At 72.5% G+C, this 23,254-nt stretch carries 21 protein-coding genes; 4 read left to right on the top strand and 17 right to left on the bottom strand.

Annotation, left to right across the window (positions count from 1 at the left end):
- Positions 1 to 63 precede the first annotated feature (63 nt).
- From nuoN to D7294_RS21745, 14 genes are read right to left on the bottom strand one after another with little or no spacing between them, the layout of a single operon-like run.
- Positions 64 to 1,671, bottom strand: coding sequence for an NADH-quinone oxidoreductase subunit NuoN (nuoN, locus tag D7294_RS21810; RefSeq protein WP_120682379.1), 1,608 nt, complete (start codon positions 1,669 to 1,671; stop codon positions 64 to 66).
- Positions 1,668 to 3,287 (bottom strand): NADH-quinone oxidoreductase subunit M, encoded by a 1,620-nt coding sequence (locus D7294_RS21805; RefSeq protein ID WP_120682377.1) that lies wholly within the window; start codon positions 3,285 to 3,287, stop codon positions 1,668 to 1,670. Before D7294_RS21805 ends, nuoN begins: the two co-directional genes overlap by 4 nt.
- A gap of 1 nt (position 3,288) precedes the next feature.
- A complete protein-coding gene (nuoL, locus tag D7294_RS21800; RefSeq protein WP_120682375.1) occupies positions 3,289 to 5,184 on the bottom strand; it encodes an NADH-quinone oxidoreductase subunit L in 1,896 nt (631 codons plus the stop codon).
- Positions 5,185 to 5,198: 14 nt separating this feature from the next.
- Positions 5,199 to 5,498 (bottom strand): NADH-quinone oxidoreductase subunit NuoK, encoded by a 300-nt coding sequence (nuoK, locus tag D7294_RS21795; protein ID WP_120682373.1) that lies wholly within the window; start codon positions 5,496 to 5,498, stop codon positions 5,199 to 5,201.
- Entirely contained in the window at positions 5,495 to 6,463 is a 969-nt protein-coding gene (locus D7294_RS21790; protein WP_174248409.1) for an NADH-quinone oxidoreductase subunit J, read from the bottom strand. Before D7294_RS21790 ends, nuoK begins: the two co-directional genes overlap by 4 nt.
- Entirely contained in the window at positions 6,460 to 7,107 is a 648-nt protein-coding gene (nuoI, locus tag D7294_RS21785; protein ID WP_120682371.1) for an NADH-quinone oxidoreductase subunit NuoI, read from the bottom strand. Before nuoI ends, D7294_RS21790 begins: the two co-directional genes overlap by 4 nt.
- On the bottom strand, positions 7,100 to 8,494 hold the full coding sequence (gene nuoH / locus D7294_RS21780) for an NADH-quinone oxidoreductase subunit NuoH (RefSeq protein WP_120682369.1): 1,395 nt from the start codon (positions 8,492 to 8,494) through the stop codon (positions 7,100 to 7,102). The genes nuoI and nuoH overlap by 8 nt, the downstream gene beginning before the upstream one ends.
- A complete protein-coding gene (locus D7294_RS21775) occupies positions 8,494 to 11,022 on the bottom strand; it encodes an NADH-quinone oxidoreductase subunit G (RefSeq protein ID WP_120682366.1) in 2,529 nt (842 codons plus the stop codon). Before D7294_RS21775 ends, nuoH begins: the two co-directional genes overlap by 1 nt.
- Complete coding sequence (nuoF, locus tag D7294_RS21770; protein ID WP_120682364.1) at positions 11,019 to 12,362, bottom strand: NADH-quinone oxidoreductase subunit NuoF; 1,344 nt, start codon at positions 12,360 to 12,362, stop codon at positions 11,019 to 11,021. The genes D7294_RS21775 and nuoF overlap by 4 nt, the downstream gene beginning before the upstream one ends.
- Complete coding sequence (gene nuoE, locus D7294_RS21765; RefSeq protein WP_120682363.1) at positions 12,362 to 13,093, bottom strand: NADH-quinone oxidoreductase subunit NuoE; 732 nt, start codon at positions 13,091 to 13,093, stop codon at positions 12,362 to 12,364. Before nuoE ends, nuoF begins: the two co-directional genes overlap by 1 nt.
- Positions 13,090 to 14,427: an NADH-quinone oxidoreductase subunit D gene (locus tag D7294_RS21760; protein WP_120682361.1), complete on the bottom strand. Its 1,338-nt coding sequence runs from the start codon at positions 14,425 to 14,427 to the stop codon at positions 13,090 to 13,092. The genes nuoE and D7294_RS21760 overlap by 4 nt, the downstream gene beginning before the upstream one ends.
- On the bottom strand, positions 14,427 to 15,134 hold the full coding sequence (locus D7294_RS21755) for an NADH-quinone oxidoreductase subunit C (protein WP_241562549.1): 708 nt from the start codon (positions 15,132 to 15,134) through the stop codon (positions 14,427 to 14,429). The genes D7294_RS21760 and D7294_RS21755 overlap by 1 nt, the downstream gene beginning before the upstream one ends.
- Positions 15,135 to 15,184: 50 nt before the next feature.
- Entirely contained in the window at positions 15,185 to 15,739 is a 555-nt protein-coding gene (locus tag D7294_RS21750; RefSeq protein WP_120682357.1) for a NuoB/complex I 20 kDa subunit family protein, read from the bottom strand.
- 34 nt (positions 15,740 to 15,773) lie between these two features.
- On the bottom strand, positions 15,774 to 16,133 hold the full coding sequence (locus tag D7294_RS21745) for an NADH-quinone oxidoreductase subunit A (RefSeq protein WP_120682355.1): 360 nt from the start codon (positions 16,131 to 16,133) through the stop codon (positions 15,774 to 15,776).
- 386 nt (positions 16,134 to 16,519) lie between these two features.
- On the opposite strand from D7294_RS21745, the gene D7294_RS21740 reads away from it, so the two are divergent.
- Complete coding sequence (locus D7294_RS21740; protein ID WP_120682353.1) at positions 16,520 to 17,311, top strand: sulfite exporter TauE/SafE family protein; 792 nt, start codon at positions 16,520 to 16,522, stop codon at positions 17,309 to 17,311.
- A 272-nt stretch (positions 17,312 to 17,583) separates the two neighbouring features.
- Positions 17,584 to 18,438 (top strand): C40 family peptidase, encoded by an 855-nt coding sequence (locus tag D7294_RS33765; protein WP_120682351.1) that lies wholly within the window; start codon positions 17,584 to 17,586, stop codon positions 18,436 to 18,438.
- Between the two features lie 390 nt (positions 18,439 to 18,828).
- Here the strand turns inward: D7294_RS33765 and D7294_RS21725 are convergent, their stop codons facing one another.
- A complete protein-coding gene (locus D7294_RS21725) occupies positions 18,829 to 19,725 on the bottom strand; it encodes a sigma-70 family RNA polymerase sigma factor (RefSeq protein WP_120682349.1) in 897 nt (298 codons plus the stop codon).
- A 75-nt stretch (positions 19,726 to 19,800) separates the two neighbouring features.
- Between D7294_RS21725 and D7294_RS21720 the strand changes: the two genes are divergently transcribed.
- A complete protein-coding gene (locus D7294_RS21720) occupies positions 19,801 to 20,682 on the top strand; it encodes an NAD(P)H-dependent oxidoreductase (protein WP_120682347.1) in 882 nt (293 codons plus the stop codon).
- A 5-nt stretch (positions 20,683 to 20,687) separates the two neighbouring features.
- Here the strand turns inward: D7294_RS21720 and D7294_RS21715 are convergent, their stop codons facing one another.
- Complete coding sequence (locus tag D7294_RS21715; protein ID WP_422070725.1) at positions 20,688 to 21,974, bottom strand: geranylgeranyl reductase family protein; 1,287 nt, start codon at positions 21,972 to 21,974, stop codon at positions 20,688 to 20,690.
- Positions 21,975 to 22,064: 90 nt separating this feature from the next.
- On the bottom strand, positions 22,065 to 22,766 hold the full coding sequence (locus D7294_RS21710; RefSeq protein ID WP_120682343.1) for a demethylmenaquinone methyltransferase: 702 nt from the start codon (positions 22,764 to 22,766) through the stop codon (positions 22,065 to 22,067).
- A 94-nt stretch (positions 22,767 to 22,860) separates the two neighbouring features.
- On the opposite strand from D7294_RS21710, the gene D7294_RS21705 reads away from it, so the two are divergent.
- Entirely contained in the window at positions 22,861 to 23,244 is a 384-nt protein-coding gene (locus D7294_RS21705; RefSeq protein WP_120682341.1) for a hypothetical protein, read from the top strand.
- The last annotated feature ends 10 nt before the right edge of the window (positions 23,245 to 23,254 follow it).

The following is a 23,254-nucleotide window of genomic DNA, read 5'->3' as shown; positions in this document are numbered from 1 at the left end:
TGGCCCGGCTCCCCCCGTGGGAGCCGGGCCACCGGCATGCGGGGCCCGCGGCGGGCCGCCGCGTCACCTGACGAACACCCCGGCCTGGTCGGCCAGGTCGAGGAAGTACTGCGGCGCCACACCGAGCACCACCGTGGCCGCCGCCGCGACGCCGACCACCGACATCGTCAGCGGGCTGGGGATCACCACCGAGGGGCCGTCCGGCCGCGGCTCGCTGAAGAACATCAGCACGATCACCCGGATGTAGAAGAACGCCGCGACCGCGGAGGCCAGCACACCGACGATGACCAGGCCCATCCCGCCCGACTGGGCGACCGCGCTGAACACCGCGAACTTGCTGGCGAAGCCCGAGGTCAGCGGGATGCCGGCGAAGGCGAGCAGGAACAGGGCGAACACCGCGGCCAGCAGCGGCGAACGCCGCCCGAGCCCGGCCCACTTGGACAGGTGGGTGGCCTCGCCGCCCGCGTCCCGCACCAGCGTGACCACGGCGAAGGCCCCCAGCGTCACGAAGGAGTAGGCGCCCAGGTAGAACAGCACCGAGGACACGCCGTCCTCGCTGACGGCCACCACGCCGGAGAGGATGAACCCGGCGTGCGCGATGGAGGAGTAGGCCAGCAGCCGCTTCACGTCGGTCTGGGTGATCGCGATGACCGCGCCCGCCACCATGGAGGCGATCGCCACGCCCCACATGACCGGCTCCCAGTCCCACTGGAGGCCGGGCAGCACCACGTACATCAGCCGCAGCATCGCGCCGAAGGCGGCGACCTTGGTGGCCGAGGCCATGAAGCCGGTGACCGGCGTCGGGGCGCCCTGGTAGACGTCCGGGGTCCACATGTGGAACGGCACCGCGCCCACCTTGAACAGCAGGCCCATCAGCACCATCGCGCCGCCGATCAGCAGCAGCGCGTCGTTGCCCATCGTGGAGGCCAGGCCGGGCTCCATGTGGGAGGGCTCGCCGCTGATCACGTCCGCGATGCCCGCGTAGGAGGTGGTGCCGGCGTAGCCGTACAGCAGCGCGACGCCGAACAGCAGGAAGGCCGAGGCGAACGCGCCCAGCAGGAAGTACTTCACCGCCGACTCCTGCGACAGGAGCCGCCGGCGCCTGGCCAGGGCGCACAGCAGGTACAGCGGCAGCGACAGGATCTCCAGCGCGATGAACAGCACGAGCAGGTCGTTCGCCGCAGGGAACAGCAGCATGCCGCCGACCGCGAACAGCAGCAGCGGGAAGATCTCGGTCGTGGTGTGACCGGCCCTGACCGCTTCCTGCTCGGCCTTGCCGCCGGGCACCGCGGCGGGCTGCGCGGCGAAGGAGTCCACCCGCGCCCCGTGCGCCACCGGCTCAAGGCGCCGCTCGGCGAAGAGGAACACCGAGACCAACCCGACCAGCACGGTCACGCCCTGCAGGAAGAGCGCCGGCCCGTCCACGGCGAGCGAACCCATGCCGGCGATCTGCGACTTGGAGGTGCCGTGCCCGTTCGCCGCCAGGGCGACGACCGCGGCGAAGGCGCCGGCCAGGCCCACCGAGGACACCACGACCTCCGCGGCGTACCTGGCGGAACGCGGGGCGAACGCCTCGATCAGCACGCCGACCACGGCGGCCGCGAACACCACGAGGCTCGGCGAGAGCGCCACCCACTCGATGTCCGGAGCCTGAAGATCCCCGGGGTTCATTCGGCTGCCTCCACTTCTGACACGTCGATCTGCGGTTCTGGGTCGGTCTGGTGGACGTCGGAGAGCGTGTGCTCCACCGCCGGGTTCACGATCTCGGTCAGCGGCTTCGGGTAGACGCCGAGGAAGAGCAGCAGCCCGATCAGCGGCGTCACCACGGCCAGCTCACGCACCCGCAGGTCGGGCAGCTTCTCCAGGCCCGCCCGCACCGGCCCGGTCATCGTCCGCTGGTAGAGGACCAGCACGTAGAGGGCCGCGAGGACGATGCCGGTGCAGGCGATGATGCCCACCGCCTGGTGCCGGCTGAAGGTGCCGACCAGCACGAGGAATTCGCTGACGAAGGGCCCGGTGCCGGGCAGCGAGAGGGTGGCGAGGCCGCCGACGAGGAAGGTGCCCGCCAGCACCGGCGCCGTCTTCTGCACGCCGCCGTAGTCGCCGATGAGCCGGGAGCCGCGCCGGGCGATGAGGAAGCCGGCGACCAGCAGCAGGGCCGCGGTGGCGATGCCGTGGTTGATCATGTACAGCGTGGCGCCGCCCTGGCCCTGGCTGGTCATGGCGAAGACGCCGAGGACGATGAAGCCGAAGTGGCTGATCGAGGCGTACGCGATCAGCCGCTTCATGTCCCGCTGCCCCAGCGCCACCAAGGCGCCGTAGAGGATGCTGACCAGCGAGAGCACCAGGATCACCGGGGTCGCCCAGTCGCTGGCCTCCGGGAAGAGACCCAGGCAGAAGCGGAGCATCGCGAAGGTGCCGACCTTGTCGACGATCGCGGTGATCAGCACGGCCACCGGGGCGGTGGCCTCGCCCATCGCGTTGGGCAGCCAGGTGTGCAGCGGCCACAGCGGCGCCTTGATCGCGAAGGCGAAGAAGAAGCCGAGGAACAGCCAGCGCTCCACGCCGGTCGAGAAGTCGAGGTCGCCGGAGGCGCGGGCCTCCAGGATCGCCTGCAGCGAGAAGGTCCCGGCGTCGAGCTGGTCCGCGGTCTGGGCGTAGAGGCCGATCACCGCGGCCAGCATCACCAGGCCGCCGACCAGGTTGTAGAGGAGGAACTTGACCGCCGCGTACGAGCGTTGCCTTGCCTGCCCCTCCTCGCCCTGCTCCCCCGCCCGGTCGCCGAAGCCGCCGATGAGGAAGTACATCGGGATGAGCATGGCCTCGAAGAAAAGGTAGAAGAGGAAGACGTCGGTGGCGGCGAAGGACAGCACGACCATCGCCTCGACCATGAGGATCAGCGCGAAGAAGCCCTGGGTGGGCCGCCAGCGGCGGGTCGCCTGCGGCTCCCCCTCCACCGGGTCCGCGTCGTTCCACCCGGCGCCGATGAGGAAGGGCACCAGCACCGCGGTGAGCGCGATCATCGTCGCCCCGATGCCGTCCACGCCCAGCTCGTACCTGACCCCGAAGTCCTCGATCCACGAGTGCGACTCGGTGAGCTGGAAGCGGTCGGCGCCGGAGCCGGTGTCGAAGCGCAGCAGGACCGCCGCGGCGAAGCCGACCGTGACCAGGGAGAAGGCCAGCGCCAGCCATTTGGCGCCGGTGCGCCGCGCCGCCGGGACCGCGGCGGTGGCCACGGCGCCGATCGCGGGCACCGCGGCCGTCGCCGTCAGCAGGGGAAATGACATCTCAGACCGCCCTCATCAACAGGGTCGCGGCGACCAGCAGGGCCGTACCGCCGAACATCGAGACCGCGTAGGAGCGCGCGAACCCGTTCTGGACCCGCCGCAGCCGCCCCGACAGGCCGCCGAAGGCGGCGGCCGTGCCGTTGACCATGCCGTCGACCAGCTTGTGGTCGAGGTAGACCAGGCCGCGGGTCAGGTAGTTGCCCGTCTGGACGAACGCCACGTGGTTGAAGTCGTCCTGGAGCAGGTCGCGCCGCGCGGCCCGGGTGAGCAGCCGGCCGGCGGGCGCCACCGCCGGCACCTCGCGCCGCCCGTACTGGAGGTAGGCGCCGCCGACGCCGAGCAGCATGACGACGGTGGCCGCGATCGACACCTCGCCGTGGCTGACCGGGGAGTCGCCGTGGGCGAGGCCGGTGACGGGCTCAAGCCACTTCACGAAGCGCTCGCCCGAGTCGAAGACGAAGCCGGCGGCGACCGAGCCGACCGCGAGGATCAGCATCGGCACCGTCATGACGAGCGGCGACTCGTGCGGGTGCGGCTCGTGCCCGGCCTCGTCCGGCTGCCAGCGCTTCTCGCCGAAGAAGGTCATCAGCATGATCCGCGTCATGTAGTAGGCGGTCAGCGCCGCGCCGAGCAGCATCACGCCGCCCAGCAGCCAGCCCTCGTTGCCGCCCTTGGCGAACCCGGCGTAGATGATCTCGTCCTTGGAGAAGAAGCCGGACAGGTAGGGGAAGCCGATGATGGCGAGGTAGGCGAGGCCGAAGGTGGCGAAGGTGATCGGCATGTGCTTGCGCAGCCCGCCGTAACGCCGCATGTCCACCTCGTCGTTCATGCCGTGCATCACCGAGCCGGCGCCGAGGAAGAGACCCGCCTTGAAGAAGCCGTGGGTGACCAGGTGCATGATCGCGAAGACGTAGCCCAGGGGGCCGAGCCCCGCGGCCAGCATCATGTAGCCGATCTGCGACATCGTGGACCCGGCGAGCGCCTTCTTGATGTCGTCCTTGGCGCAACCGACGATCGCGCCGAACAGCAGCGTGACCGCGCCGACGGTGATGACGACGGTCTGCGCGTCGGGCGCGGCGTCGAAGACCACGCCGGAGCGGGTCACCAGGTAGACGCCCGCGGTGACCATGGTCGCGGCGTGGATCAGGGCCGAGACCGGGGTCGGGCCCTCCATCGCGTCGCCGAGCCAGGACTGCAGCGGCACCTGGGCCGACTTGCCGCAGGCGGCCAGCAGCAGCATGAGGCCGATGCCGGTGAGGGTGGCCTCGCTCGCCCCGTCGACGCCGGCGAAGACGTGCGTGAAGGAGAAGCTGCCGAAGGTGGTGAACATCAGCAGGATGGCGAGGGAGAGGCCGACGTCGCCGACACGGTTGACGACGAACGCCTTCTTCGCCGCGGTGGCCGCGCTCGGCTTGTGCTGCCAGAAGCCGATCAGCAGGTAGGAGGCCAGGCCCACGCCCTCCCAGCCGACGTAGAGCAGCAGGTAGTTGTCCGCGAGGACGAGCAGCAGCATCGCGGCGAGGAAGAGGTTGAGGTAGCCGAAGAAGCGCCGCCGCCGCTCGTCGTGCTCCATGTAGCCGACCGAGTAGAGGTGGATCAGCGTGCCCACGCTCGTGATCAGCAGCACGAAGGTCATCGACAGCTGGTCGAGCTGGAAGGCGACGTCCGCGCGGAAGTCGGCGACCGGGACCCAGCTGAAGAGGTGCTGGTGCAGGCTGCGTTCCTCGCCGTCCTTCCCGAGCAGGTCGGTGAAGAGCACGAGGGCGAAGACCAGCGAGGCCGCGGAGGCGGCGAGGCCGAGCCAGTGGCCCACCCGGTCGAGGCGCCGCCCGCCGAGCAGCAGCAGCGCCGCGCCGAGCAGCGGCGCCGCGACGAGCAGTCCGATCAAGTTCGTCAACGTCCTCAGACCCCTTACAACTTCATCAGGCTGGCGTCGTCGACCGAGGCCGAGTGCCGGGAGCGGTAGACCATGACGATGATCGCCAGTCCGACCACCACCTCGGCGGCGGCCACGACCATCACGAAGAACGCCATGATCTGGCCTTCGAGATTGCCGTGCATGCGGGAGAAGGTGACGAGCAGCAGGTTGGCGGCGTTGAGCATCAGCTCGATGCACATGAACACCACGATGGCGTTCCGCCGCAGCAGCACCCCGCAGGCGCCGAGCGTGAACAGCAGGGCGGCCAGGTAGAGGTAGTTCTCCGGGTTCACTTGCGGGCCTCCTCGGCGTCCCTGCTCGCGGCCGCCGCGTCGCCGGTGCTCCCGGCGCCGTCCTCGCCGGCGGCGGCCTGGGTGGTCTGCGTGGCCGGCGGTTCTTCCGCGCCGCCGGTCACGGCCGCGCCGCGCGGGGCGGTCACGGCCCGCTTGGGCCTGCGCTGGCCGTGGTAGCGGGCGGTGTGCTCCTCCAGGGCCGCCACGCCGGCGAGCGCCTCCGCGTGCACCTCGCGGACCTGGCCGCGGGCGCGCAGCGTGGCGTTGACGGTGAGCTCGGATGGGGTGCCGTCGGGCAGCAGGCCCGGGAGGTCCACGGCGTTGTGCCTGGCGTAGACGCCGGGCGCCGGGAGCGGGGTGACCTGGGTGCCCTTGCGCACGCGCTCCTCGGCCTGCTCGCGCTGGGTCTTGTTGCGCTCGATGCGCTGCCGGTGGGTGAGCAGCGTGGCGCCGATGGCGGCGATCGTCAGCAGGATGCCGGTGATCTCGAAGGCCACGACGTAGCGGGTGAACAGCAGCGCGGCCAGGCCGTGGACGTTGCCGTCGGCGTTGGCCTCGGCCAGGCCGGTGAAGGAGCCGGCGGAGGCCTGGGCGATGCCGGAGAGCAGCAGGATGCCCAGGCCGAGCCCGCAGGCGGCGGCCAGCCAGCGCTGGCCGGTCAGCGTCTCCTTCAGCGAGTCGGTCGCGCTGACGCCGACGAGCATCAGCACGAAGAGGAAGAGCATCATGACCGCGCCGGTGTAGACGACGATCTGCACGACGCCGAGGAAGTAGGCGCCGTTGGCCAGGTAGAAGAGGGCGAGGATCACCATCGTCCCGGCCAGGCACAGCGCCGAGTGCACGGCCCGCCGCAGCAGCACGGTGCACAGGGCGCCGACGACGGCCAGCGGCGCCAGCACCCAGAACTGGACGGCCTCGCCGGTGGAGGTCGAGGTCTCGGCGGCCAGCGTGGTGAGCGTGCTCATGCGCGCACCCCCGGTTCCGGCAGGCGGGCCGCCGCGGCGATCGGGTCCGCCTCGTCCCCGGCGCCGTCCTGCGCCGTGGCGTCCTCGGGGCCGGTCTCCCCCTTGGAGCGGGCCACCTGCCGCACGGTGCCTGGCGCGGCGCCCTTGACCTCGCCCCGGTAGTAGGACTGCTCGTCCGTGCCGGGGTACATCGCGTGCGGGGCCTCGACCATGCCCTCGGTCAGGCCGGCCAGCAGCTCCTCCTTGGTGTAGATGAGGGAGGCGCGGGAGCGGTCGGCGAGTTCGTACTCGTTCGTCATGGTCAGCGCCCGGGTGGGGCACGCCTCGACGCACAGGCCGCACAGGATGCAGCGCAGGTAGTTGATCTGGTAGACGCGGCCGTAGCGCTCGCCCGGGGAGTAGCGCTCCTCCTCGGTGTTGTCCGCGCCCTCCACGTAGATGGCGTCCGCGGGGCAGGCCCAGGCGCACAGCTCGCAGCCGATGCACTTCTCCAGGCCGTCCGGGTGCCGGTTGAGCTGGTGGCGGCCGTGGAAGCGGGGGGCCGTCGGCTTCTTCTCCTCCGGGTACTGCTCGGTGAGCCGCTTCTTGAACATGGCCTTGAAGGTCACGCCGAAGCCGCCCAGGGGATTCTGGAACTCAGGCATCGTCGCCCTCCTCTCCTTGGGTGCCTTCGGTGGACTCGCCGGAGACCGAGGCCGGCACCTTCTCCTTCGCGGCCCTGGAGGGGCGGCGCGGCACCGGTGGCAGGGTCTGTCCCGGCAGCGGCGGCACGGGGAAGCCGCCCGCCATCGGGTCGAACGTGGCGTGTGGCCTCGCCGCCTCCTCGGCCTCGCGCCGCTCCTCGGCGCGGTCGCGGAAGACGTCGAAGACGAAGGAGAGGAGCAGCAGGGCCAGGACGCCGCCGCCGACGTAGAGGACGATCTCGCGGAAGTCGTAGTCCTCGTTCTGCATGGCCCGGACGGTGGCGACCAGCATCAGCCAGACCAGGGCGATCGGGATGAGGACCTTCCAGCCGAGCACCATGAACTGGTCGTAGCGCACCCGGGGCAGGGTGGCCCTGATCCACATGAAGAAGAACACCACCGCGGCCGTCTTGACGATGAACCACAGCAGCGGCCACCAGCCGGAGTTGGCGCCCTCCCAGAAGCTCAGCGGCGCCGGGGCGCGCCAGCCGCCGAGGAAGACGGTCGTCATCAGCATCGAGACGGTGACCGTGTGGATGTACTCGGACATCATGAAGAAGGCGAACTTGATCGAGGAGTACTCGGTGAGGTACCCGCCGACCAGGTCGCCCTCGGACTCCGGCATGTCGAACGGCGGGCGGTGCGCCTCGCCGACCATCGCCACCATGTACATCAGGAAGGACACCGGCAGCAGGATCATGAACCACCGGTCGTCCTGCGCGTCCACGATGGCCGAGGTGGACATCGAGCCGGAGTACAGGAAGACCGCGGCGAAGCTGAGGCCCATCGCGACCTCGTAGGAGATGACCTGCGCGGTCGCCCGGACGCCGCCGAGCAGCGGGTAGGTGGAGCCGGAGGACCAGCCCGCAAGGACCGTGCCGTAGACGGCGATCGCCGAGGTGGCCAGCACGTAGAGCAGGGCCACCGGCAGGTCGGTCAGCTGCAGGACGGTCTCGGTGCCGAAGATGTTGACCGGGTGGTCGGCCGGGCCGAAGGGGATGACCGCGATCGCCATGAACGCCGGGACGGCGGCGAGGACCGGCGCCAGGAGGAAGACCGGCCGGTCGGCCCCCTTGACGATGATGTCCTCCTTCAGCATCAGCTTCACGCCGTCGGCCAGCGACTGGAGCATGCCCCAGGGGCCGTGCCGGTTGGGGCCGATGCGCAGCTGCATCCAGCCGAGCACCTTGCGCTCCATGACGATGCTGATCAGCACGAACAGCATCAGGATGGCGAAGCAGCCGACCGCCTTGATCAGGATCAGCCAGAACGGGTCCTGGCCGAACATCGAGAGATCGGCTTCCTGGGCGAGCCGCAGGGTGTGTTCCGCGTGCGCTGCCGGTGCCATCAGACGTTCACCTCCTCGGCGCGGGCCGCGGGCCCGGCTGTGACCTGGACGACGCTGCCTGGCACCGCGCCCAGGTCGTCGTAGGCGCCGCCGCCTACGGAGTTGAGCGGCAGCCAGACGACCCGGTCGGGCATCCCGGCGGTCACCTCGACGGGCAGCGAGACGGACCCGGCGGGCCCGGTGACCGACAGGTCGCCGCCCTCGGCGAGCCCGGCCTCGCGGGCCGTGGCCGGCGAGACGCGGGCCACGGCGGCGTGCCTGGTGGCGGCGAGCGCCTCGTCCCCGGCCTGGAGCAGGCCCCGGTCGAGCAGCAGCCGGTGCCCGGCGAGCACGGCCTCGCCCGCCCGCGGGGAGGGCAGTTCCGAGCCGGTGGCGGTGGGGCCGAGCGGCAGGTCGCCGGTCCACACCGGCAGCCCGTCCAGCTCGCTCCTGACGGCCTGGACGTCGGGCAGGCCGAGGGGGATGGCCGACTCCTCGTCGAGCGCGGCGATCTCCTCGGCCAGCATGTGCAGCGCCCTGGTGTCGGCCTGCACCAGGCGGCGGGTCATCTGGTCCGGCTTGACGGCGGCGTCGAACGGCCGGGCGCGGCCTTCCCAGTTGAGGAAGGTGCCCGCCTTCTCGACGACGGCGGCCACCGGCAGCACGACGTCGGCCCGCTCGGTCACCTCGGTCGGCCGCTGTTCCAGGCTCAGCAGGAAGCCGTGGGCGGCGACGGTGTCCAGCGCCCGGCGGGCGCCCTCGGGGTCCGGCAGGTCGGCGACCTCGACGCCGGCCACCACGAGGGCGCCGAGTTCGCCGGCCGCGGCGGCCCGCAGGATCTGGCCGGTGTCGCGTCCGGTGCCCGCGGGCAGCGCGGGCAGGCCCCAGGCCGCGGCGATCTCGGCCCTGGCCCGGGCGGAGCCCTCGGGGCGTCCGCCGGGCAGCAGCCCGGGCAGGGCGCCGGCCTCGATGGCCCCGCGTTCGCCGGCCCGCCGCGGAATCCAGACCAGCTGGGCGCCGGTGGCCGCGGCCGCGGCCACCGCCGCGGTGTAGGCGCCCGGCACGGTGGCCAGCCGCTCGCCGAGGATGATCAACGCGCCGGGCTCGCGCAGCGCCCCGGCGGCGGCGTGGCCCGCGGCGTCCAGGCTCGCCGCGTCGGCGGCCAGGGCGTCGAGCCAGTCCGGCTCGGTGCCGGGGGCGGCGGGCAGCAGGGTGCCGTTGGTCTTGGCCAGGCCGCGGGTGGCGTGGGTGGCCAGCGAGTAGACCCGCAGGCCGCGCTTGCGGGCCGCCTTGCGCAGCCGCAGGAACACGCCCGGCGCCTCCTCCTCGGACTCGAAGCCGACCAGCAGCACGGCCGGGGCGGCTTCCAGGGAGGCGTGGGTGGTGCCGGTGCCGTCCAGGTCGAGGCCGCGGCCCGCCACCTGCGAGGCGAGGAACGCGGTCTCCTCCTGGCTGTGGGCCCTGGCGCGGAAGTCGATGTCGTTGGTGCCGAGGCTGACCCGGGCGAACTTGGCGTAGGCGTAGGCGTCCTCGACGGTGAGCCGGCCGCCGGTGAGCACCGCCGCGCCGCGCGCCTTGGCCGCGACCAGGCCCTCGGCCGCCGCGCGCAGCGCCTCGGGCCAGCCGGCCGGCGCGAGGCGGCCGGTCTCGGCGTCGCGCACCAGCGGGGTGGTCAGCCGCTCGGGCAGCTGGGCGTAGCGGAACGCGAAGCGGCCCTTGTCGCAGATCCACTCCTCGTTGACCTCGGGGTCGTTGGCCGCCAGCCGCCGCAGCACCTTGCCGCGCCTGTGGTCGGTGCGGGTGGCGCAGCCGCCGGCGCAGTGCTCGCAGACGCTCGGCGAGGACACCAGGTCGAAGGGGCGGGAGCGGAAGCGGTAGGCGGCGGAGGTGAGCGCGCCCACCGGGCAGATCTGGATGGTGTTGCCCGAGAAGTACGACTCGAAGGGGTCGCCCTGGCCGGTGCCGACCTGCTGGAGCGCGCCGCGCTCGATCAGCTCGATCATCGGGTCGCCCGCGATCTGCTGGGAGAAGCGGGTGCAGCGCGCGCACAGCACGCAGCGTTCCCGGTCGAGCAGCACCTGCGCGGAGATGGGCACCGGCTTCTCGTAGGTGCGCTTGACGCCGTCGAAGCGGCTCTCCGGGTCGCCGGTGCTCATCGCCTGGTTCTGCAGCGGGCACTCGCCGCCCTTGTCGCAGACCGGGCAGTCCAGCGGGTGGTTGATCAGCAGCAGTTCCATCACGCCGCGCTGGGCCTTCTCGGCGACCTGCGAGGACAGCTGGGTGCGCACCACCATGCCGTCGGTGCAGGTGATGGTGCAGGAGGCCATCGGCTTGCGCTGGCCCTCCACCTCCACGATGCACTGGCGGCAGGCGCCGGCCGGGTCGAGGAGCGGGTGATCGCAGAACCGGGGGATCTCGATGCCGAGTTGCTCGGCGGCCCGGATCACCAGGGTGCCCTTGGGCACCGAGATCTCGATCCCGTCGATGGTCAGCGTCACCATCTCTGCCGAGGCGGCGGCCTTCGCCTTGCCCTCCGTGGTGACCGTCATGCGTTCACCTCCAGGTGAGCCGAGGAGTCGTCGTCCGCCCAGGCCGTTGACCTGGCGGGGTCGAAGGGGCAGCCACGCTGGGTGATGTGCTGCTCGTACTCCTCGCGGAAGTACTTCAGCGAGGAGAAGATCGGGCTCGCCGCGCCGTCGCCGAGGGCGCAGAACGACTTGCCGTTGATGTTGTCCGCGATGTCGGCGAGCTTGTCGATGTCGCTGAGCAGGCCCTTGCCCGCCTCGATGTCGCGCAGCAGCTGCACCAGCCAGTAGGTGCCCTCCCGGCAGGGGGTGCACTTGCCGCAGGACTCGTGGGCGTAGAACTCGGTCCAGCGGGTCACCGCGCGCACCACGCAGGTCGTCTCGTCGAAGCACTGGAGCGCCTTGGTGCCCAGCATCGAGCCGGCCGCGCCGACGCCCTCGTAGTCGAGGGGCACGTCCAGGTGCTCGTCGGTGAACATCGGGGTCGAGGAGCCGCCCGGGGTCCAGAACTTCAGCCGGTGGCCCGGGCGCATCCCGCCGCTGAGGTCGAGGAGTTCGCGCAGCGTGATGCCGAGCGGCGCCTCGTACTGTCCCGGCCGTGCGACGTGCCCGGAGAGCGAGTACAGCGTGAAGCCGGGGGACTTCTCGCTGCCCATGGAGCGGAACCACTCCTTGCCGCGGTCGATGATGGCGGGAACCGAGGCGATGGACTCGACGTTGTTCACCACGGTGGGACAGGCGTAGAGGCCGGCCACCGCGGGGAAGGGCGGGCGCAGCCTCGGCTGGCCGCGGCGCCCCTCCAGGGAGTCGAGCAGCGCGGTCTCCTCGCCGCAGATGTACGCGCCCGCGCCCGCGTGGACGGTGATGTCCAGGTCGCCGCCCGCGCCGAGGGCGCCCTTGCCGAGGTATCCGGCCCGGTACGCCTCGGCCACGGCGGCCTGCAGGCGGCGCAGGACGGGGACGACCTCGCCGCGGAGGTAGACGAAGGCGTGGTGGGAGCGGATGGCGTGACAGGCGATGACGATGCCCTCGATGAGGGCGTGCGGGCTGGCGTAGAGGAGGGGGATGTCCTTGCAGGTGCCGGGCTCGGACTCGTCGGCGTTGACGACGAGGTAGTGCGGCTTGCCGTCGCCCTGCGGGATGAACTGCCACTTCATGCCGGTGGGGAAGCCGGCGCCGCCGCGGCCGCGCAGCCCGGAGTCCTTCACGTAGGCGATGACCTCGTCCGGGGGCATCGCCAGGGCCTTGGGCAGGGCGCGGTATCCGCCGTGCGCGCGGTAGTTGTCCAGGGTCCAGGAGTCCTCCTGGTCCCAGGAGGCGGAAAGGACCGGCGTCAGAAGCTTCTCGGGGGACTGCTCGCCCATCACGCCTCCTCCGCTCGGGTGCCCGCGGAGCGCGGGGGCACCACGGGGTCGGCCTCGCCCTTGGCCAGCCGCAGCCCGGCGAGCGAGGCGGGGCCCGCGCTGCCGCCCGCGGCGGTGGCGCCGGGGCGCTCGTCGGGGAAGCCGGCGAGGATGCGGGCCGTCTGCTTGAAGTCGCACAGCGGGGCGCCGCGGGTGGGGATGACCTTGCGGCCCGCGCGCAGGTCGTCGACCAGGCGCTTGGCGGACTCGATGGTCTGGTTGTCGAAGAACTCCCAGTTGATCATCACCACCGGCGCGTAGTCGCAGGCGGCGTTGCACTCGATGTGCTCCAGCGTGACCTTGCCGTCCTCGGTGGTCTCGCCGTTGCCCACGCCGAGGTGCTCCTGGAGGGCGGCGTAGATGGCGTCGCCGCCGAGCACCGCGCACAGGGTGTTGGTGCACACGCCGACCTGGTAGTCGCCCGAGGGCTTGCGCCGGTACATGGAGTAGAAGGTGGCGACCGCGGTCACCTCGGCGGTGGTCAGCCCGAGCACGTCGGCGCAGAACTGCATGCCGGTGCGGGTGACGTAGCCCTCCTCCGACTGCACCAGGTGCAGCAGCGGCAGCAGGGCGGAGCGGCTGTCGGGATAGCGGGCGATCACCTCGGCCGCGTCCTTCTCCAGCCGGGCGCGCACCTCCTCCGGGTAGGCGGGGGCAGGGAGCGGCGGCATCCCCAGGTTCACGTCGCTCATCGGTCGACGCCTCCCATCACGGGGTCGATGGACGCGACGGCGACGATGACGTCGGCGACCATGCCGCCCTCGCACATCGCCGCCATGCACTGGAGGTTGGTGAAGGACGGGTCGCGGAAGTGGACCCGGTAGGGGCGGGTGCCGCCGTCGCTGACCATGTGGACGCCGAGTTCGCCCTTGGGCGACTCGACGGCGGTGTAGACCTGCCCCGGCGGCACCCGGAAGCCCTCGGTCACCAGCTTGAAGTGGTGGATGAGGGCCTCCATGGAGGTGCCCATGATGTTCTTGATGTGGTCGAGGGAGTTGCCGAGGCCGTCGGGGCCGAGGGCCAGCTGGGCGGGCCAGGCGATCTTCTTGTCGGCGACCATGACCGGGCCCGGCTCCAGGCGGTCGATGCACTGCTCGATGATCCGCAGCGACTGCCGCATCTCCTCCAGGCGCAGCAGGAAGCGGCCCAGGGAGTCGCAGGTGTCGGTGGTCGGGACCTCGAAGTCGTAGGTCTCGTAGCCGCAGTAGGGGTCCGACTTGCGCAGGTCGTGCGGGAGGCCGGCGGAGCGCAGGATGGGGCCGGTGGCCCCCAGGGCGAGGCAGCCGGCGAGGTCGAGGTAGCCGACGTCCTTCAGCCTGGCGCGGAAGACCGGGTTGGCGGTGCAGAGCTTGTCGTACTCCGGCAGGTTCTTGCGCATCTTCTTGACGAACTCGCGCAGGGCGTCGATCGCGCCGGGCGGCAGGTCCTGGGCGAGGCCGCCGGGCCGGATGAACGCGTGGTTCATCCGCAGGCCGGTGATCAGCTCGTAGAGGTCGAGGCACAGCTCGCGGTCGCGGAAGCCGTAGATCATGACCGTGGTCGCGCCCAGCTCCATGCCGCCGGTGGCGAGGGCGACCAGGTGCGAGGAGATCCGGTTGAGCTCCATCAGCAGCACCCGGATGACGCTGGCGCGTTCGGGCACGTCCTCGGTGATGCCGAGCAGCTTCTCCACGCCGAGGCAGTAGGCGGCCTCGTTGTAGAACGGCGTCAGGTAGTCCATCCGCGTCACGAAGGTCGTGCCCTGCGTCCAGGTCCGGTACTCGAGGTTCTTCTCGATGCCGGTGTGCAGGTAGCCGATGCCGCAGCGGGCCTCGGTGACCGTCTCGCCGTCGATCTCCAGGATCAGCCGCAGCACGCCGTGGGTGGACGGGTGCTGGGGGCCCATGTTGACGATGATCTTCTCGTCGTCCGCCCGCTCGGCGGCGAACTGCGAGACCTCGTCCCAGTCGCCTCCGGTGACCGTGTACACCGGGCCTTCGGTGGTCTCCCGCGGCTCCGCGGGCCTGGTGGCGTGTGTGGCAGACATCAGCTGTACGACCTCCGCTGGTCGGGTGCCGGGATCTGGGCGCCCTTGTACTCGACGGGAATGCCGCCGAGCGGGTAGTCCTTGCGCTGCGGGAAGCCGATCCAGTCGTCGGGCATGAGAATCCGGGTCAGCGCGGGGTGGCCGTCGAAGACGAGGCCGAAGAAGTCGTAGGTCTCCCGCTCGTGCCAGTCGTTCGTCGGGTAGACGGAGACGATCGAGGGGAGGTGCGGGTCGCTCTCGGGGACGCTGACCTCCAGCCGGATCAGCCGGCCGTGGGTGAGCGAACGCAGGTGGTAGACGGCGTGCAGCTCGCGGCCCGCGTCCTGCGGGTTGTGCACGCCGCTCACGCCGGTGCACAGCTCGAAGCGCAGCGCCGGGTCGTCGCGCAGCGTCCGCGCCACCGCGGGAAGGTGCTCGCGGGCGATGTGGAAGGTGAGTTCGCCGCGGTCGACCACGGTGCGCTCGATCACGGCCTCCGGGTCGAGGCCCTGCTCCTCCAGGGCGCCTTCGAGCTCGTCCGCGACCTCGTCGAAGTAGCCGCCGTAGGGGCGCGCGCTGCCCGCGGGCATCCGGACGGTGCGGGCGAGGCCGCCGTAGCCGCTGGTGTCGCCGCCGTTGTTCGCGCCGAACATGCCGCGGCGCTGCGCGATCGGCTCGCCGGCCTGGGAGCGCGGCGCGGGCGTGCTTGTGCTCGTGTTCCCGTTCACGTGACTCTCGCCGGCAGCGCCGCCGGTGCCGGGCCGCTCCTGCTCGCCGCTCACCGCAGCAGCCCCTTCATCTCGATCGTCGGGAGCGCCTTCAAGGCGGCCTCCTCGGCCTCGCGGGCCGCCTGCTCGCGGTTGATGCCGAGCTTCTCCTCGCGGATCTTCGCGTGCAGCTTGAGAATGGCGTCCATCAGCATTTCCGGGCGCGGCGGGCAGCCGGGCAGGTAGATGTCGACGGGAACGACGTGGTCGACGCCCTGCACGATCGAGTAGTTGTTGAACATCCCGCCGGAGGAGGCGCAGACGCCCATCGAGATGACCCACTTGGGATTCGGCATCTGGTCGTACACCTGACGCAGCACGGGGGCCATCTTCTGGCTGACCCGCCCGGCCACGATCATCAGGTCGGCCTGCCGCGGCGAGCCCCGGAAGACCTCCATGCCGAACCGGGCGAGGTCGTAGCGGCCCGCGCCCGTGGTCATCATCTCGATCGCGCAGCAGGCGAGTCCGAACGTGGCCGGGAAGACGGAGGACTTCCGGGCCAGCCCGGCGAGATTCTCGACGGTGTCCAGCAGAAAACCGCTGGGAAGTTTCTCTTCGAAACCCATCAGAGCTGTCCTTCTCTCAGTCCCATGCGAGCCCTCAGTCCCATTCGAGCCCTCCTCGGCGCCAGTCGTAGGCGTAGGCAACGCCGATCAGACCGACGAAAACCAGCATCTGCACGAGTCCGAACATGCCCAGCGAGTCGAATTCCACGGCCCAGGGATAAAGGAAGACGATCTCGATGTCGAAGATGATGAAGAGCATCGCCGTCAGGTAGTACTTGACGGGGAACCGCCCACCACCCGAGGGCTGCGGGGTGGGCTCGATGCCGCACTCGTACGCGTCGAGCTTTGCCCGGTTGTAGCGCTTGGGGCCGATGATCGCCGCCGCGACCACAGAGCCAACGGTGAAGAGGGCCCCCAGGGCACCCAGTACGAGGATGGGAACGTACGCGTTCACCGGCCCCGCTCCTTCCAGTCGACGGCGACTGCTACCTCGAAGATCATCGCTATGTGAGTCAGTTCACAAGACTGGAGGCATCTTAAGCCCGAGGCCCTGTGACCTTCGACACGGGGTCACCCACGAACTTTGTGATCTCTCCCACCCACCCAAGGCAGGCAAGCCGCACCAGGTCCGGATCTGCCACCTAAGGTGGCGGATCGCTCACGATGTGCCGACTCGTCGGGGAATCCCCCACCCCTCGCCCACCCCCCGCGAGCCGCGCCCCTTATCACCATCCCGGCGTCCACCGCAAATTCGCACGTGGGACCGGGTGGTGGTAAGGAAGACGGCCCGGCGGATATCCCGTCGCCCGGGCCGGGCGCCACGCCCTAGGGTCTCGGCACGTGGCTGACATATCGCTGACGACCGCCCTGCTGCTCTGCCTGGCGGCCTCACTCGCCGGCTGGGTGGACGCGGTGGTCGGCGGGGGCGGACTGCTCCAGCTGCCCGCCCTGCTCATCGGCCTCCCGCCGCACCTGCCGCCCACCTACGCGCTCGGCACCAACAAGGCGGTCTCGGTCACCGGAACGGCCATCGCCGCCCTCACCTACGCGCGGCGCGCCACCCTCGACGTGCGGCTCGCGCTGCGGCTGGGGGGCCTCGCCCTGGCCTCGGCCGCGGGCGGCGCGCTGTTTGCTTCCGCGGTCGACAAGCGGGTGCTGCAGCCCCTGATCATGGTCGTGCTGCTCGCCGTCGCCGCCTTCGTGACGCTGCGCCCGCGGTTCGGGACCCTCCCCGCCGCGCCCGGCACGGCGCCGCCCTCCCGGCGGAGGGTGGCCGCGGCGCTGCTGGTGGCCGGGGTGGGCATCGGCTTCTACGACGGCCTCATCGGCCCGGGCACCGGCACCTTCCTGGTGCTCGCGCTGGTGCCACTGCTGCGCCTCGACCTGCTGACGGCCTCCGCCACGGCGAAGGTCGTGAACGTCGGCACAAACGTCGGCGGGCTGCTGGTCTTCGCGCCCCGCGGCACCGCGCTGTGGGGCCTGGTGCCCTTCATGGCGCTGTTCAACATGGCGGGCGGCTGGGCCGGGGCGCACATGGCGCTGCGGCGCGGCAGCGGCTTCGTGCGGGTGGTGCTGCTCGCGGTCGTCGCCGGGCTGGTGGCCAAGCTGGCCTGGGACCAGTGGTGGGCGTGACCTCCGCCACGGCCGCACCCCGCCCGCGGCCGCCGGCCTTGACAAGCCGCCGCTCCGCGCCCCCGGAGCCGCCCGGGCGCCGCCGCGGCGGCGAAAAACCGGGCAGCGCGCGGGAGATGACCGCACATCCGCCCGAAAGGCCGCCGCGGCGGCGAAACGGCACTTCGGACAAACAGCGCGACAACTCCCCCGCTATGCACCCCGCATGGCGCACTGTGGCGCATCACACGTCAATTGAGCGGAACCGGTCATTGCTGATAGCCAGGGTGACCATGGTTCCCAGGTCCCCGAGGTTCACGTTCCGTCCCCGAGGCCGGCACCGCAGGGCGGGCCGGTCCGGCGCCACCGGCCTGCTGCGCGGCGGCGTCCTGACCGGCTTCGCCGGCACCGTCGCGGTCACCGGCGCCGCCAACCCGGCCTTCGCGGCCGAGGCACCCGCCGAGTCCACCGGCGAACTGCCCGCGCTGCACGGCGCGCTGGCCGCCTCCGCGGCCAGGGCGGCCGTCGCCACCCAGGATTACGTCAGCGACACGGCCCTGGCCGGCGCCAGGGAGGCGGCCGAGGAGCGCGCCATCGCCGAGGCGCGGCAGGCGGCGGCCGAGCGCGCGCAGGCCGAGGAGGCGCGCCGCCAGGCGGCCGAGGAGGCGAGCGCCAGGGCGGCGCAGGCCGCGGCCGAGCAGGCCCAACAGGCCCAACAGGCCCAACAGGCCCAACAGGCCCAGGAGGCGCAGGAGCAGGCCCAGGAGGCGCAGCCGTCCTCGGCCGCGGCGACCGGCGGCGCGGCCGCGGTGGTGGGCTTCGTGACCGCCCAACTCGGCGACGGGTACGCCTCGGGCGGCACCGGACCCGGCGTCTGGGACTGCTCCGGACTCGTCCAGGCCGCCTACGCCTCGGTCGGCGTCTCGCTGCCGCGGGTGGCCGCCGACCAGTCCGCGCAGGGCACCGAGGTCTCCCTCGACGCCCTCCAGCCCGGGGACATCCTCTACTGGGGTGGCCGCGGCTCGGCGTACCACGTGGCGATCTACGTCGGCGGCGGCTCCTACATAGGCGCCCAGAACCCCTCCTCCGGCGTGGTCGAGCACGACCTGAGCTGGGACCAGCCCACCGGCGCGGTCCGCGTGCTCTGAGCACGGGGGCGCGCCCGGCGGCGGCCCGCGGCCGAACCGGCCGCGGGCCGCCGCCGTTTCGCGGCGCGCACCGCGGCGCGCCGGGGGCGTCAGCCCCCGGGCCGCGGATGCGGCGGCCCGCCGGGCCGCCGCCCGCATCAACGGCACGCCGCGGGGCAGGACTTCCGGCTGCACCGGGACGCCACGAGCGAGGCGGGCGACGCGCTGTGGATCGCGCACGGCAACGGCAAGCCGGGGCAGCCCGGGATCACGGCGGAGTGGAGGTTCCACCAGTACACCAGCGATCCCCCGGACACGAACGTCGGCCGCTTCGACGACCGCGCCGGCCTGCGCCGCTGGGCCGGCTGAGCCGGCGGCCCGCTGCTCCCCCGGCCGCCGGCGCGGGGTGGCTCAGCCGCCGAGCACGGCGAAGCTCAGCCGCCGCAGCCGCTCCGGCCGCGCGATCACCTCGAAGGCCGCGATCCGCTCCCCCTCCACCGCGACGGTGAGGGCGAAGAGCAGCCGCCCGCGCGGCGCCACGACGATGCCCACCGCGCCGTCGACCAGCGCCGTCTGCGCGTGCCGCGAGGTACGCGCCAGGGCGACGGACTCCTCCGCGACGGCGCGCGCCCCGCGCACCACCGGCGCGGCCCCCGGCGAAAGCGCCGCCGGATCGGCGCGGCGCACCACGTCGGGCGCGAGCACCGCGAGCAGCCCCGCGAGGTCCCCGCCGCGGGCCGCGGCGAGGAAGGCCTCCACCACCTCGCGCTGCCTGGCCAGTTCCGCGGCGGGCACCGCGGGCGTGCCGCGCACCCGCGCACGCGCCCGGCTCGCCAGCTTCTTGGCGGCCACCGGCGTGCGGTCGAGGACGGCGGCGACGTCCCCGAACGGCACGGCGAAGACGTCGTGCAGCACGAAGGCGATCCGCTCGGCCGGGGACAGCGTGCCCAGCACCACAAGCAGCGCCCTGCCCACCGACTCGGCCAGCAGCACCTCCTCCTCGGGGCCGCCCTGCCCTCCGGCGCCGCCCGGCCGCCCCGCCGCCTCCGCGTCCTCGGTCCCGCCCACCGGCTCCTCCGGCCGCGCCTGCCGGGCCCGCAGCATGTCCAGGCACACCCGCGACAGCACCGTCTGCAGCCAGGCGGCCAGGTTCACGATGCCGGAGGCGTCCACGCGGGCGAGCCGCAGCCACGTCTCCTGCACCGCGTCCTCCGCCTCGCCGAGCGAGCCGAGCATCCGGTAGGCCACCGCCCGCAGATGACCACGGTGCTCCTCGAAACGCTCCGCAGGCAGCTCGCGCTCGTCCATCGGTCACCTTTCCGCCGCACGCTCCGTCGCCCAGTCCGACGGCCGACCGGCCGCAAAAGTGACAGGAGTACCGGCATGACGCTTTCCCACCCGACATCCCACCCGACGTCCCACCCGACGTCCCACCCGACGTCCCGCCCCACCTCCGGCCCCGCCGGCGGCGCCCCCGCCGCGCGCCCGGTCCTGCTGCACCTGGATTCCAGCGCGACGCGCGGCCCCGCCTCGCTCACCCGGCGGCTGACCGGGCGCTACGCCGCGGCCTGGCGCGAGCGGCACGGCTCGGCCGGCTACCGGTACCGCGACCTGGCCGCCACCCCGGTGCCGCCGATCGGGCCCGGCTACGCCGCGCTCGGGCAGCGCGTGGAGCGGCTCGGCCCGGCGCCCCTGGGCCTGGACGGCGTGTCGGCACTGGTGGCACGCCCCGCGGCCGGCGGGACCGGCGGGACCGACGAGACCGGCGGGACCGGCGAGAACAGCGCCGCCGGCGCGGACCTCGAAGGCCCCGAGGACGCCGCGGACCTGCGGCGGGAGTGGGCCATGACCCGGCCGCTGATCGAGGAGTTGCACGCGGCGGACACCCTGCTCCTGGGCGTGCCGATGTACAACTTCTCGGTGCCCGCGGCGCTGAAGGCGTGGATCGACCGGATCACCCTCCCCGGGGTCCACCGCGACCCGCGCACCGGGGAGGGCCTGCTGTGCCACACGCACGTGGTGGTGGTCACCGCGCGCGGCGGCGGCTACGGCCCCGGCAGCCCGCGCGCGGCGTGCGACTTCCAGGAGCCCTACCTGCGGGCGTACTTCACCGAGCACCTGGCCATCGCGCCGGAGCGGCTGAGCTTCGTCCACGCCGAGCTGACCAGGGCCGGGGACCTGCCGAAGCTCGCCTCCTTCCGGGAGGCGGCCGCCGCCTCCCTGGCGGCGGCCACGGCGCGGCTGGCCGAACTCGCCGCCCGCTGAGGCCCTCAGGAGCGGGGCGCCACCTTCGAGAGGCCGTTGATGACGCGGTCGGTGGCGTCCCCGCCCGTCGGGTCGGTCAGGTTGGCCAGCAGCTTCAGCAGGAAACGCATCAGGGCCGGGTGGTCGAGGCCGCGTTCGGCCGCCAGCCGCATCACGCGCGGGTTCCCGATCAGCCGCACGAAGGCGCGGCCCAGCGTGTAGTAGCCGCCGTAGGTGTCCTTCAGCGCCTTCGGGTAGCCGCGCAGCGCGACCTCGCGCTGGGCCGGGGTCTGCCTGGCCAGCGCCTGGCTGATCACCTCGGCCGCCATCCGGCCCGACTCCATGGCGTACGCGATGCCCTCGCCGTTGAACGGGTTCACCAGGCCGCCGGCGTCGCCGACCAGCAGCAGGCCGCGGGCGTAGTGCGGCTGCCTGTTGAACGCCATCGGCAGGGCGGCGCCGCGGATCGGCCCCGTCATGTGCTCGGGCGTGAACTGCCATTCCTGCGGCATCGACGCGCACCAGGCGCGCAGCACCTCGCGCCAGTCGAGGTCCTTGAAGGCGGGGGAGCTGTTCAGCACGCCGAGCCCGACGTTGGAGGTGCCGTCGCCCATGCCGAACACCCAGCCGTAGCCGGGCAGCAGCTTCTCCCGCGGGCCGCGCCGGTCCCACAGCTCGAACCAGGACTCCAGGTAGTCGTCGTCGTGCCGCGGGCTGGTGAAGTACGTCCGCACCGCCACGCCCATCGGGCGCTTCTCGTCGCGGTGCCGCCCCATCGCCAGCGAGAGGCGCGAGGAGTTGCCGTCCGCGGCCACCACCACCGGCGCCCGGAAGGCCACCTGGCGCTTCTCCTGGCCGAGCTTCGCCTCCACGCCGACGATCCGGCCGGTGCGCTCGTCCCTGATCGGGCCCGAGACGTTGCACTGCTCGTGCAGCCGCGCCCCGGCCTTCTCCGCCTGCCTGGCCAGCTGTTCGTCGAAGTCGTCGCGCTTGCGGACCAGTCCGTAGTCCGGGTACGAGGACAGCTCGGGCCAGTCGAGTTCGAGGCGCTTGCCTGCGCTGATGACGCGCAGGCCCTTGTTGCGCAGCCAGCCCGCCTCCTCGGAGACGTCGATCCCCATGGCGACCAGCTGCTTGACGGCCCGCGGGGTGAGGCCGTCGCCGCAGACCTTCTCGCGCGGGAAGCTGGTCTTCTCCAGCAGCAGCACGTCAAGTCCCGCCTGGGCGAGGTGGAATGCGGTCGTCGAACCGGCGGGACCGGCCCCGACGACGATCACGTCGGCGGTGTGTTCCAAGGCGGCGGGCTCGGCCACGGTCAGCACTCCCAATCGGTCGGGGTCCGGCGAACTCCGGGAATCTCCGGCGGCACCGCGAGGGGCGGATGCCTGCGCATGCTGTGGAGTCTAAGCGGCACGCGGCCTGACCCCCCGGTGCAGGGCGACGATGCCGCCGGACAGGTTCCGCCAGGCCACCCGCTCCCAGCCCGCCTGCCGCAGCCGCCCGGCGAGCGCCGGCTGGTCGGGCCAGGCGCGGATGGACTCGGCGAGGTAGACGTACGCCTCGGGGCTGCTGGACACGCGGGTGGCCACCGGGGGCAGCGCCCGCATCAGGTACTCCGTGTAGATCCTGCGGAAGGGCGCCCACGCCGGCTGGCTGAACTCGCAGACCACCAGGCGCCCGCCGGGGCGCGTCACCCGCAGCATCTCGCGCAGCGCCGCGTCCGGCCGCTGCACGTTGCGCAGCCCGAAGGAGATGGTCACCGCGTCGAACACCCCGTCGCGGAAGGGCAGCCTGGTGGCGTCCCCGGCCGTGAACGGCAGCCAGGGCCTGCGCTTCCTGCCCTCGGCCAGCATGCCCGTGCTGAAGTCGCAGGGCACGGTGAACGCCCCGGCCAGCGCGAAGGGGAGGGAGGAGGTGGCGGTCCCGGCCGCGAGGTCGAGCACCCGCTCGCCGGGCCTGGCCGCCACGGCTGCGGCGACCGCGCGCCGCCAGCGGCGGTTCTGGCCGAGCGCGAGCACGTCGTTGGTCAGGTCGTAACGGGCGGCCACCGCGTCGAACATGGCGGCGACTTCCCCTGGCTGCTTGTCCAGCGTGGCACGAGTCACCCGTCCATTCTCCCGGATGCCCCGGTACGCCGTTCGAGTGAGTTCCTCCTCGCCGATGCGGGACCCTTGCGGGCGAGCAACTACGGTGCCTGCCATGACTCAGCTTCCGCGTCCCCTGCTCGCGTCCCGCGCGCTGCGCCTGGCCACGGTCACCGCCTCGGCGGCCGGGGCGGTGCTCGCCGCCGCGGGCGGCGCCTCGGCGGCGCCGCACGACCGGCCGGCGGGCCCCCTCACCGGGACGGCCGGCGTGGCGACGGGCGCGCTGGCCTCCTCCGTCGACCCGCTGCTGGACCTGCGGCTCGACCCGCTGGCCGAGACCCCGGTGGACCCGCTGTCCAACTCCGCGGGCACCCAGGTCGCCGACTTCAGGCCGATGAGCACCGGGGAGCTGACCGGGCCGATCGCCGAGGGGGGCTCCGCCCGCGGCCTGGTGGGCGGGCTCACGCCCCGGCTGCTCGGCGGGCTGCCGATCGGCTGACCCGGGGGCG

Origin of the sequence: Streptomyces hoynatensis, assembly GCF_003626535.1 — a bacterium.
Lineage (GTDB): Bacteria > Actinomycetota > Actinomycetes > Streptomycetales > Streptomycetaceae > Streptomyces > Streptomyces hoynatensis.
This window is presented reverse-complemented; position numbering and strand designations above follow the sequence as displayed.